This is a genomic window from Actinokineospora enzanensis DSM 44649, from assembly GCF_000374445.1.
In the GTDB taxonomy this organism is placed as follows: Bacteria; Actinomycetota; Actinomycetes; order Mycobacteriales; family Pseudonocardiaceae; genus Actinokineospora; species Actinokineospora enzanensis.
In genome coordinates, this window is record NZ_KB894440.1 from 1 (window position 1) to 11867 (window position 11867).

At 69.3% G+C, this 11867-nt stretch carries 11 protein-coding genes; 1 reads left to right on the plus strand and 10 read right to left on the minus strand.

Annotation, left to right across the window (positions count from 1 at the left end; genetic code table 11):
• The 7 genes from C503_RS41530 to C503_RS43750 form a co-directional block, all read right to left on the minus strand.
• Nucleotides 1-213, minus strand: a 213-nt coding sequence (locus C503_RS41530; RefSeq protein ID WP_211222442.1) for a helix-turn-helix domain-containing protein, incomplete at its 3' end; no start/stop codon positions are given.
• A gap of 36 nt (nt 214-249) precedes the next feature.
• Entirely contained in the window at nt 250-765 is a 516-nt protein-coding gene (locus C503_RS41535; protein WP_018686217.1) for a hypothetical protein, read from the minus strand.
• Between the two features lie 21 nt (nt 766-786).
• Nucleotides 787-1911, minus strand: coding sequence for a hypothetical protein (locus C503_RS0131500; RefSeq protein ID WP_018686218.1), 1125 nt, complete (start codon nt 1909-1911; stop codon nt 787-789).
• A 99-nt stretch (nt 1912-2010) separates the two neighbouring features.
• Nucleotides 2011-3165 carry a hypothetical protein gene (locus C503_RS0131505; protein WP_018686219.1) on the minus strand — a complete coding sequence of 385 codons (1155 nt, stop codon included), beginning with the start codon at nt 3163-3165 and terminating at the stop codon, nt 2011-2013.
• Nucleotides 3166-3260: 95 nt separating this feature from the next.
• A complete protein-coding gene (locus C503_RS0131510) occupies nt 3261-6065 on the minus strand; it encodes a vitamin B12-dependent ribonucleotide reductase (RefSeq protein WP_018686220.1) in 2805 nt (934 codons plus the stop codon).
• A gap of 112 nt (nt 6066-6177) precedes the next feature.
• Nucleotides 6178-6654 carry a transcriptional regulator NrdR gene (nrdR, locus tag C503_RS0131515; RefSeq protein ID WP_018686221.1) on the minus strand — a complete coding sequence of 159 codons (477 nt, stop codon included), beginning with the start codon at nt 6652-6654 and terminating at the stop codon, nt 6178-6180.
• Nucleotides 6655-7162: 508 nt separating this feature from the next.
• On the minus strand, nt 7163-7639 hold the full coding sequence (locus C503_RS43750) for a LysM peptidoglycan-binding domain-containing protein (protein ID WP_018686222.1): 477 nt from the start codon (nt 7637-7639) through the stop codon (nt 7163-7165).
• 358 nt (nt 7640-7997) lie between these two features.
• Between C503_RS43750 and lexA the strand changes: the two genes are divergently transcribed.
• Nucleotides 7998-8648 carry a transcriptional repressor LexA gene (gene lexA, locus C503_RS0131525; protein ID WP_169514636.1) on the plus strand — a complete coding sequence of 217 codons (651 nt, stop codon included), beginning with the start codon at nt 7998-8000 and terminating at the stop codon, nt 8646-8648.
• Here lexA and C503_RS0131530 read toward each other — a convergent pair.
• The 3 genes from C503_RS0131530 to C503_RS0131540 all read right to left on the minus strand — a co-directional run bounded on the left by C503_RS0131530 (nt 8645) and on the right by C503_RS0131540 (nt 11850).
• Nucleotides 8645-9634: an SdiA-regulated/phytase-like domain-containing protein gene (locus tag C503_RS0131530; RefSeq protein ID WP_051114988.1), complete on the minus strand. Its 990-nt coding sequence runs from the start codon at nt 9632-9634 to the stop codon at nt 8645-8647. The two genes, lexA and C503_RS0131530, sit on opposite strands and share 4 nt — an antisense overlap.
• A 187-nt stretch (nt 9635-9821) precedes the next feature.
• Nucleotides 9822-11276, minus strand: a complete 1455-nt coding sequence (gene hflX, locus C503_RS0131535) for a GTPase HflX (protein WP_051114989.1) — start codon at nt 11274-11276, stop codon at nt 9822-9824.
• Nucleotides 11277-11385: 109 nt separating this feature from the next.
• A complete protein-coding gene (locus C503_RS0131540; protein WP_018686226.1) occupies nt 11386-11850 on the minus strand; it encodes an ArsR/SmtB family transcription factor in 465 nt (154 codons plus the stop codon).
• Nucleotides 11851-11867 lie beyond the last annotated feature (17 nt).

The window sequence follows — 11867 nt, forward strand, 5'->3', positions numbered from 1 at the left end:
CGCGTGAGACCGGTCGCCCAGCCCCGCCACTCCGTCCGAGGCATAGCGACGCAGCCACAGGTCCACCGTCGGCCGCGACACCCCGGCCAGCACAGCGACCTCCTTCTTCCGCCTGCCCTCCACACACCACAACACGATCCGAGCCCTGGTCGCGATCGTGCCGGACACGTCCGACCTGTTCACCAGTGCCCGCAACTCGCCCAGCTGATCCACCGTCAACTCCACCGGCACAGCCAACACCAAGATCCATCAGACCTGCGTAAAACAACCAGAATCACGGAACACTAGGGCCACCGAGGTCCACCTGGCCACTTTCTCGTCGCCATTCTCCGGAATGTTCAACCACTCGGCCGCCCGCCGCGCGTCTGGCTCGTCCACGATCAGCCCGTACGGTCCCGGCCTGATGCCGGTCGCGGTGGCGACATCTGTCACCAGGTCGCCGATACAACGCCAGGTGTGCCAGGTACCGGTGTCGAAACCGACCGGCTCGAATCCCAGCAACACACCGCCCGGCATCTTTCCCTTACCGTGCAAGCGAACCGCATCGAACCCCTGCCGAGCCATCTCGTCCACCTGTGGCGCGACGTCGGTCGCGGCGAACCCGACGGCCAGCACCGGCACACCTACCGGAACGGCCGCCGGGTCCTCGAACCACATGTCGAACTCGTTGGCGGGGGCAAGGTCCACCACACAGTGACTGATCGAGGGGACGTCCATGTATGTCCGGAGGACGCCCATATAGCCGACCAGCAGGTAGTCATCCATGGCGGACACTCTATCCGGTTGTCACGCGGGAAGTTCGAGACCTTCGAACGCCCGAAGTCCCAACTGTGGAGCCAACTCGCCTGCGACCCAACGGAGAAACCTCGGATTCAACTGCTCATCGCCATGCGTGACCGCACGGCGGGCGGCCTCGCACCAGTCCTCACGAACCAGAACCGAGAAGTAGGTTTCCCGGATCCGTTGAAGCAGTTCGGATGGCCAGTCAAGTCCGTCGGCGTTCGTGGTCACGTAGTGGAGCAGCGACACACTGATGGCGAAACGCAGGCCCGTCGGCTTCAGTGCTCGAAGGTGCCGCGCATGGGCGTACATGACGCTCGCCCCATGCTTGTACATCTCAAGCGGCATCCCCATGCCGTAGGTGGTATGGCAGATCACGTTCAGAAGACTGCCCGTGTGGTCGACCACGTCCTCATCGACGCCCGGGTCCTCGATCGCCTCATGCACCACCGCCACCCGCGCGACCCGGGCCGCGAAGTAGCCATTCAGGGCATCACCATTGATAGCGCGCCGAAGCAGCCACGGCCTTATCGCCGGATCGTCGATACCGCACAACGTCTCGACGACCCGTACCCTCCCCCAACCGATGACCCGATCGGCCAGCCAGATCAACGTGGCCGCGTTTCCGTTCAGGCGTTTCAACGCCTCGGCGGCCAGAACACCGAAACTGTCGGACATCAGCCCGACGATCTGGATGAGCGGAATGTCGTCGACAGTGCCCGCGACCGCGAGAAGCGCGAGCCCGACGGTGGCCGGACAACGGTCGGTGCCGTGCCGTACGAGCCATCGACCAGTCGCCCTGACCAGCTCAGGATCGGCCTGCTCGGCGACGGCGGTGATGTTCTCGTTGGGGTAGATGGGGATCAGGAGGCCGTGGAACGCATCGTGCAGACTGTCGGGCCCGGCACCGGGATCGGCGAAGTACTCCCGGAGAACCCGCGCCACATCGGCACCGACCAGCGTCTTGTCCCTGGGCCAGCCAGGCCCACGCTCCCGATGCCGCTCCTCGTCGGGAAATGGGGCGCCCTCATTGTCCAATGGCGAGTCCGGCGCCAACCGGTGCAGACGGAGCGCGTGGTCATAGAGGGTCTGCTGAGATCCGAGCAATCCAGGCTCGGGGACGACGTTCACCGGCGTGCGATGGTCTCGTTTCTCTCGATCATGCCCAAAGCATGCCGGCCGAACACCGCCGTCAGCAACCCTCCTCTCTGTCACCGCGCAGGAGGCTCGCTATCGGCCGGTCTCGTACCCTTGCAGCGACCGTCGGGAATCCTCTTCCCGCTCGTAGTCGGCGGCCAGCCGCAGACCCCGGTAACGACGGATGAGTTCCGGGTCCCCGATATGTTCGGCCGCCGCCATACCCGCGCCGAGAACCGAGTCCATCCACAGCCGGACGACGCCCAGCAGGTGCCGGTCGGCCGTGGCGAACAGCTCCCGGGCCGTGTGCTCGTCCGGCGCCAACGGGACCAGGGCGAAGTAGTCCCGGATGAAATGCCGCCAGATCCCTTGGCAACTGCCATCTTTCGCGCCGGGCATCAAGCGCTCGGCTTCCCGGAGCGCGTGCAACGCGCCGTCGAAGTTGCCTGCCCGTCGTTCCAGTTCCGCCAGGGTTTCAAGCTCCGACCGCGAGCCCTGTCCATCCAGCGCGATGATGTCCTTCTGCAATCGCACAGCTTCGTCGAGATAGTCCAGATCCGCAAGGTGGAAACGGAGCTGTTCGAGGGTGAACTTCGTGCGGGGCTGGGTTTCCGACCAGCCGTGCATGAACAGCCGGGACAGCTCGCATTCCCCCAGCGAGGCAGTGCGACGAGCCCACGTCCGCAGATCCTCGTCGACAGGGTCGACGGGAAACTTCCGCCGTTCCTTGACCAACCATTCCTCGAACGCCACCGCTGTACAGCGGGGCGACCCGAGCGCGTCGAGCAGACGTTCACGGTCGGGATGTGCACTCGCCCGTACCGCCTCAGTCGTGGTTTCGACACCGGCAGCGAGAAGGTGGAAAGCCCGATAACCCAGGTTGGTGTCGAAGCTGGTTTCCCTGGCCTGCCAATGCAACCAGACATCCTCGACGCGCCGGTGCTCGGCGAGCAGGAAACCGGGCAGGGCCAGATCCGTGCCCATCCCCCAGCGGACCACTTCTCGGTAGTACGTGATCTGCTGTTCCATCAGGTAACGCAACAGCGGTAGATCCTGCTCGCGACGGTCGTATTGCATCGCCCACAACACCCGGAACCGGGCCACCCAGTTGCGGTCGAACGCGCGCCCATCGTCGTGCCTGCCCGGATCGAACGCCAGCTCGGCCCAGGCCGCGGGATCTTCCCGCGCACGGGCAAGTTCCTCCCGTAACGACCGTAAGAGCCGCTCTTGTTCCTCGGCATGATCCATCGTTCCCCCTCGACCAGGCTTGCCGGTGACAAGCGCAGTCAAGCAGGACGGGGTGCCCGCCGATGAAGCGGACACCCCGTCGAGTATCTGGTGGGTCAGCTGCAGCCGGACGTCGAGCCGCAGCCCTCGCAGACGTAGCAGGAACCGGCCGGGCGCATCTTGGTGCCGCAGGTCATGCACAGCGGGGCGTCGGCCGCCTTGCCCAGGTGCAGCTCCAGCAGCTCCGTCGAGCTGTGCGCCTCGGCGGGGGCGGCCTCGACCTCGGCGCGCGGGCCGGCGTCGACCGAGGTGCGCAGGCCCTCCAGGTCCACATCGGACTGTCCACTGTAGTCGGCAGCGACCTGGGCGGAGCGCTCGTCCGCGGTGAAGACGCCGAGCTGGGCGCGCTTCTCGTAGGGCAGGTAGTCCAGGGCCAGCCTACGGAACAGGTAGTCCAGGACGCTGGTGGCGATGCGCACGTCCGGGTCGTCGGTCATGCCGGCGGGCTCGAAGCGGAGGTTCTGGAACTTCGAGACGTAGAACTCCAGCGGGATGCCGTACTGCAGGCCCACCGAGATCGACATGGAGAACGCGTCCATCACGCCCGCCAGGGTCGAGCCCTGCTTGCCCAGCTTGACGAAGATCTCGCCGAGGCCGTCGTCCGGGTACGACCCAGCGTGCAGGTAGCCCTCGGCACCGCCGACGGTGAACGACACCGTCTGCGATGGGCGCTTCTTCGGCAGGCGCTTGCGCACCGGGCGGTACTCGACGACCTTCTCCGGCTCCGCCTTGGCGGTGGCCTTGGCGCCCTTGCCCGCCGACAGCGGCTGGCCGACCTTGCAGTTGTCGCGGTAGATGGCCAGCGCCTTCAAGCCCAGCTTCCAGCCCTGGAAGTAGATCTCCTCGACCTCCGCCACGGTCGCCGACTCCGGCATGTTGACCGTCTTGGAGATCGCGCCGGAGATGAACGGCTGCACCGCCGCCATCATCCGCACGTGCCCCATCGGCGCGATCGAGCGCTCGCCCATGGCGCAGTCGAACACCTCATAGTGCTCCGGCCGCAGACCCGGCGCGTCGACCACGTGGCCGTGCTCGGAGATGTACTCGACGATCGCCTCGACCTGCTCGCCCTGGTAGCCCAGCGCGGTCAGCGCGCGCGGCACGGTCTGGTTGACGATCTGCATGGAGCCGCCGCCGACCAGCTTCTTGAACTTGACCAGCGCCAGGTCCGGCTCGATACCGGTGGTGTCGCAGTCCATCATCAGACCGATGGTGCCGGTCGGCGCGAGCACGCTGGCCTGCGCGTTCCGCCAGCCCTGCCGGGCGCCGATCTCCAGCGCCGCCTGCCACTCGCGGGTGGCGACGCGCTGCACGGCGGCGTCGTTGGCGTGGTAGGTGCGGACGAGGTCGTTGGCCGCGGCGTGCTTGCGCATGACCCGCTGGTGCGCGTCGGCGTTGCGGGCGTACCCGTCGAACGCGCCGACGACGCCCGCCAGCTCGGCGGAGCGACGGTAGGCGGTGCCGGTCATCAGCGAGGTGATGGCCGCGGCCAGCGCCCGGCCGCCCTCGGAGTCGTAGGCGTGGCCGGTGGCCATCAGCAGCGCGCCGATGTTCGCGTAGCCGATGCCCAGCTGCCGGAACTTGCGCGTGGTGTCGGCGATCGGCTCGGTCGGGAAGTCCGCGAAGCAGATCGAGATGTCCATCGCGGTGATGACCAGCTCGACGGCCTTGACGAACGTCTCCGCGTCGAAGGTGCCGTCGGCGGCGAGGAACTTCATCAGGTTCAGCGACGCCAGGTTGCAGCTGGAGTTGTCCAGGTGCATGTACTCGCTGCACGGGTTGGACGCGGTGATCCGCCCGGACTCGGGGCAGGTGTGCCAGGCGTTGATCGTGTCGTCGTACTGGATGCCCGGGTCGGCGCACTCCCACGCCGCCTTCGCCAGCTTCCGGAACAGGTTCTTCGCGTCGACCCGCTCGATCACCTCACCGGAGGTCCGCGACCGCAGCCCGAACTGCCCGGCCGACTCGACCGCGTGCATGAACTGGTCGGACACCCGCACCGAGTTGTTGGCGTTCTGGTACTGCACCGAGGCGATGTCCGAGCCGCCCAGGTCCATGTCGAACCCGGCGTCGCGCAGGACCCGGATCTTCTCCTCCTCCCGCGCCTTGGTCTCGATGAACTCCTCGACATCGGGGTGGTCCACATCGAGCACGACCATCTTGGCCGCCCGCCGGGTCGCCCCCCCGGACTTGATCGTCCCGGCGGACGCGTCCGCGCCGCGCATGAAGGACACCGGGCCGGAGGCGGTGCCGCCGGAGGAGAGCAGCTCCTTGGAGGAGCGGATGCGGGAGAGGTTCAGGCCAGCGCCGGAGCCGCCCTTGAAGATCAGCCCCTCTTCCTTGTACCAGTTGAGAATCGAGTCCATCGTGTCGTCGACGGCCAGGATGAAACACGCGCTGACCTGCTGCGGAGAGCTCGTCCCCACGTTGAACCAGACCGGGGAGTTGAAGCTGAACACCTGGTGCAGCAGCATCCAGGTCAGCTCGTGCTCGAAGATCTCCGCGTCCGCGTCGGTGGCGAAGTAGCCGTGCTTGACGCCCGCGGCGACGTACGTCGTGACGACGCGGTCGATGAGGGTGCGCAGGGAGTGCTCGCGGACCGGGGTGCCGACCGCGCCGCGGAAGTACTTGCTGGTGACGATGTTGGTGGCGTTGACCGACCAGAAGTCGGGGAACTCCACGCCGCGCTGCTCGAAGTTGACCGAGCCGTCCCGCCAGTTGGTCATCACCACGTCGCGGTGCTCCCAGGTCACCTCGTCGTAGGGGTGCACGCCCGCGGTGGTGTGGACACGCTCCACCCGCAGGCCTGGTCGCGGTGTGCCCGCCACCTCGGCCGCGGTGGTCCCGACGGTCTCGGTCATGACCGGTCCCTCTCCCTCGTTCTGTGCTGGTGTGGCCACGTCCGGGCTCCCCGTCCGCTGCGGCCGAAGCCTGTACCGGCGGTCCCCACCCCGGGGCCGCCGCGCCTGTCGCCTACTGCTCATCCGTCTCCGCCGCCTGTCGCGCCATCGCGGCCCGCAGGTCGGCGATCTCCTTCTCGAAGTCCTCCACCGAGGAGAACGACCGGTACACGCTGGCGAACCGCAGGTAGGCGACCCCGTCGAGCTCGCGCAGCGGGCCGAGGATCGCCAGCCCCACCTCGTGGCTGGGCACCTCGGCGCTGCCGGTGGCCCGGATCGTCTCCTCGACCTTCTGCGCCAGCTGCTGCAGCCGGTCCTCGTCGACCGGCCTGCCCTGGCAGGCGCGCCGCACGCCGCGCACGACCTTGTCGCGGCTGAACGGCTCGGTGACCCCGGAGCGCTTGACCACCGCGAGCACGGCCTCCTCGACCGTGGTGAACCGGCGGCTGCACTGCGCGCACGCTCGCCTGCGGCGGATCACCTGTCCGTCGTCGACCTCCCGCGAGTCCACGACCCGCGAATCGGAGTTCCGACAGAACGGACAGCGCATGCCCCGACCCCTCCCTGCTCGCCGTGTCGCACCGCCCACCGACCGGCGTAGCGCCGACCACCACGCATGGTGATCGACATGTTGATCGAACTGTGGATAACCAGTGGATGGACGGTGGATAACCCGCCCCAACCTGTGGACAAACTACATTGACGTAACCACAAGATGTTGGGGTGGACCGTATTCCGAGACCCTACATGGACGCAACTCGGACACGCCGGGGTGGCTAGTCACACCACGGCGCGTGGTCACCGGCGCACGGTGCGGTTGCGACGACCGGGTGACCGGCCGGTATCACTCGTCCGTATGAACCATTGGGCGACATGTCCCCCGGCTCCCCCGCCGGCGCGACGCCCAAACCCGCCCGGGGCGTGTCCGGACCGCCGAACACGGAGGGCCATCACGCGCACGCGGATCGCGCACGGCCGCCGACGGCTCAGGAACGAATCTCACTCAAGCGAGTGATCAGGCGCACGGTGGGATGATCATCACCGGCGCGGGCGGGGCCTCAGTGCGAGACCGGCACCTGCAGTGGCTGACCGGGTTGCAGCGGCTCGTCGTCCAGGCCGTTCAGCGCGACGATCCGGTCCACCACGGCGTCGACATCGGCCCCCGGGGCCACCCGCGCGGCCAGCTGGGACAGGTTCTCGCCTGCCATGAGCCGCACCACCGCGGTGTCCGTTGGCACGGTCGCCTCGGCGGCCGAGTCGGCGGCGGCGCCCAGCCCGTAGATCGCCAGCGCCACGGTGGCGGCCAACCCGGCGAGCACGGCCACCGGCACCGGCGCCCGGCGCGGCTCGCACTCCGGCGCGGCCACCACATGCGGCGCGCCCGGCACCCGCCTGCGGGTCGGTGGTCGCAGCCTGCCCGCGCCCGACCGCCGCGCGGGCGCCACCGGGGTCGCCACCCGCGATACTCGCCGCTCGACCCGCTCATCCCGCTCGACCGGGTCGGAGACCAGCCGCGTCGCCAACGGAGCCGCCACCGCAACCTCCTAGCTACCTGCTCATCAGGGCGCCCGCCGTGCTCGTGAATCGAACTGTCGTTCGATCGAACGCCCGTGCGAATGTCTACCACCACGCACCGACAAAATCGAGACCCGCCCGGCGTGTCGCTCGAACAGGTGTTTGATCTGCGCAGGTCGGCGGGCTAACGTCGGGCTGACGGAAAGATCGAAGTGGTTCCACCACCGGGGCGAGAGGCCGTCCCGGTAGGCGCAGGGAGGCAGTGCGGTGTCAGGCACGAGTGGTCGGAAGCCCTCGGGGGCAGCGAAGCGGAAGCCCGCGGCGGGCGACAACGTCCGCGGCTTCCCCGAGCAGGCGCAGACCGCGGACGTCGCCGACCTGCCGGTACGCCAGCGGCAGGTGCTGGAGGTGATCCGCTCCTGGGTGCAGCGGCACGGCTACCCGCCGAGCGTGCGCGAGATCGGCGAGGCGGTCGGCCTCACGTCCACCTCCTCGGTCGCCTACCAGCTGCGCGCCCTGGAGGACAAGGGCTACCTGCGCCGCGACCCGAACCGCCCGCGCGCGATCGGCGTGCTGTCCGCCGACGCCTCCCCCGCGCAGCTGCGCGGCGAGCAGGGCTCCCCGGTGCTGGTGGGGCAGTCCGACGCGGGCCCGGTGCCCACCTACGTGCCGGTGGTCGGCCGGATCGCCGCCGGTGGCCCGATCCTGGCCGAGCAGGCGGTGGAGGACGTGTTCCCGCTGCCCAAGGAGCTGGTCGGCGAGGGCTCGCTGTTCATGCTGAAGGTCGCGGGCGACTCGATGATCGACGCGGCGATCGCGAACGACGACTGGGTGGTGGTCCGCCAACAGCCGACCGCCGACAACGGCGACATCGTCGCGGCCATGATCGACGGCGAGGCCACGGTGAAGACCTTCAAGCGCCGCGACGGCCACGTCTGGCTGCTGCCGCACAACGACGCGTACGAGCCGATCCCCGGTGACGAGGCCACGATCCTGGGCAAGGTCGTCGCCGTGCTGCGCAGGCTCTAGCGCCTGGCCGAGCGGCGGTGCATCAGCAGCAGGACGCCGCCGACGACCACCACGGCCACGCCGATCGCGGGCAGCGTGCCCAAACCGTCGGACTTTCCCGCGGGCGCGGCTCCGCCGCCGGTGGCAGCGGGTGTGCCGGGTTGTGCGCTGTCGGACGTGGCTTGGGGCGCGTTCGCGAGCAGGCCGGTGGCACCCTTGACCACGCGGATGGGGGTGCCGACGCCCTCGGAGCCGGAGACCAGGGTGCCGTCGGGCTCGAACGCGATGGCCTCGCCCTGTTTCTCGTTGGGCAGCGGGATCCGCACGGGTTCGCGCTTGAGGGCGGCCGCGATGTCGCCGTCGGGGGCCGGGTAGAGGTAGGCCTCGGTGTAGGTGCGCAGGGCGACGACGGTGCCGTCGGCGCTGGTCGCGCCACCGGTCACGACGATGGAGCCGATCATCGAGTTGATCGGCCCGCCGGGGGTGTCGGTGCTGTGCAGGTCGACCTCGCCGACCTTCTCCAGCGGGGTCGGGCCGGGGGTGGCCAGCGGCCCGGTCGGCCGGTAGACCTCGCCCACCCCGAACGGGTTCTTCGTCACCAGGTAGGGGACGTTGTTCTTGTCCAACAACAACGCTTCGGTGTCGTGTGGACCGTCCGGATAGCTCAACCGGTGCAGTGTGGTCTTCCCGGCGGGGGTCAGCTCGATCAGCGCGGCGGTGGGCCGCTTCTTGTTGTTGTCGCCGGTGTCGCTGAGCCAGAACGTGCCGTCGGCGGACCGGGCCAGGTCCTCCACGTCGTACGGGTCGGTCGGCCCGTTGATCACCTTCTGGATGGCGCAGTCCTTGCCCAGCACGAACACCGTGGACTTCGTGCCGCCGTCGTTGATCGCGTACCAGTGGTCGGCGTCGGCGACCAGGCCGGACAGCTCGGACAGGCGCTTGTCGGATTGCACGCACGCGTCCACCGGGGCGGGCGGGTCGGCCGCCGCGACCGGCGCGCCCGTCATCGCGATGCCCCCGACCAGCACGCCCACCAGCACCGAGGCCGTCGACCTCCGCACGCGCCACCTCCCCCGTCTCCCCGACCACCGTAGCCGTGTCCCCGGTAGGACGTCCGCGCCGCGACCGGGGTTGGCGCGACACGACGAGGCCCCGGCGAGACGTGTGTCTCGCCGGGGCCTCGCGTATGTCGTGCTACGCCGAGGTGCCGTTGACCGCGAAGCCCTCCAGCACGCCCGCCAGGTCGCGCTTGACCCGCGCGCGCAGCGCCGTGCCCGCCGCCGTGTGCTCCTCGCGCAGTACCTCGCCCTCGCGGTGCACGCGTGCGACGAGCTCGCCGCGCGCATAGGGCACCAGCACGTCGATCTCCTGGTCCGGCCGGGGCAGCAGCTCGGCGAGCTTCTCGCGCAGCGCCTCGATGCCCGCGCCGGTGTGCGCGGACACGAACACCGCGCCCGGCAGCAGGTGCCGCAGCCGGGCCAGGCCGAACTCGGTGGTGGCGTCGACCTTGTTGACCACCACCAGCTCCGGCGGCATCGCCCGGTCGCGCCGCTGCCCGATCTCGGCCAGCACCTCGCGCACCGCGTTGACCTGCCACTCCGGCATCGGGTCGGAACCGTCGACCACGTGCAGCACCAGGTCGGCGTCGGCCACCTCGTCCAGCGTGGTGCGGAACGCCTCGACCAGCTGGTGCGGCAGGTGCCGGACGAACCCGACGGTGTCGGTGAGCGTGTACGTGTGCCCGTCCGGGGTCCGCGTGCGCCGGGTGGTGGCGTCGAGGGTGGCGAACAGCGCGTCCTCCACCAGCACGCCCGCCCCGGTCAGCGCGTTGAGCAGGCTCGACTTGCCCGCGTTGGTGTAGCCGGCGATGGCGACGCTGGGGATCTCGTTGGCCGTGCGGCGGCCGCGCTTGGTGTCGCGGACCGTGCCCATGCCCGCGATCTCCTTGCGCAGCTTGGAGATCTTCGCCCGGATGCGCCTGCGGTCGGTCTCCAGCTTCGTCTCACCGGGACCGCGCAGACCCACACCGCCGTTGCCGCCGCCAGCGCGGCCGCCGGCCTGCCGGGACAGCGTCTCGCCCCAGCCGCGCAGGCGTGGCAGCAGGTACTGCAGCTGCGCCAGCTCGACCTGGGACTTGCCCTCCCGGGACCGGGCGTGCTGGGCGAAGATGTCCAGAATCAGCGCGGTGCGGTCGATGACCTTGACCTTGAGCCGGGCCTCCAGCTGCCGCAGCTGCGACGGCGACAGCTCGCCGTCGCAGATCACCGTGTCGGCGCCGGTCGCGCGGACGACCTCGCCCAGCTCGGCGACCTTGCCGGAGCCGATGTAGGTGGCCGGGTCGGGACGGTCGCGCCGCTGCACGAGCCCCTCCAGCACCTCCGAGCCCGCCGTCTCGGCCAGCCGGGCCAGCTCGGCCAGCGAGACCTCGGACTCCAGCGCGGAGCCCCCGGTCCACACGCCGACCAGCACGACCCGCTCCAGGCGCAGCTGCCGGTACTCGACCTCGGTGATGTCCTGCAGCTCGGTGGACAGCCCGGCGACGCGCCGCAGCGACGACCGCTCTTCGAGTTCGAGCTCACCGAGGGAGAGGTCATCCGGCTCGGACCATGCCCGCGACGTCGACGTCCGGTCGAACTCGTGCCGGTTGATTTCCTCTGTCACGTGGTGAACCCGTCCTTCGTTCGGTTGCGAGACTCTCGGTACCCCGTCGGTATCCGTTCCGCCATCGTCCCACGATGAAGCGGACGAATCGATCCGGTTATTCCCCGGGATAGAACGCGACATACACGGCCGTGCGCTGTACGTCCGGATCCGGCGGGCGGGCGGCGAACTCGTCGAGCAGGGCGCCCATCCGGTCCATCAGCTCCAGCCGGGCCGCCGCGTCGACCTGCACGACCATGCGGGACTGGTCGATCGCGGCCAGCCCGGCGTCGGAGACCTCGGTCAGGTAGGCCTGCAGCATCGCCTCGGCGATGGAGACCCGCGGGCCGCCGTGCCCGGCGCTCAGCCGCCAGGACAGGCCGGTGCTCAGGTAGGGGATCTCCTTGGCACCCCGGTTGCCGCGCCGGGCGGGCTGCGCCTCCAGGAAACCGGTCGCGACCAGCTTGCGGATGTGGTGCAGCGTGGTCGCCGGGTCCTTGTCGAGGCGCTCGGCGATCTCCTTGTTGGTGAGTGCGCGCTGGTGGGTCAACCGGATGATCCGCAACCGGATCGCCGACCCCATGGCCTCGATCTCGGCAG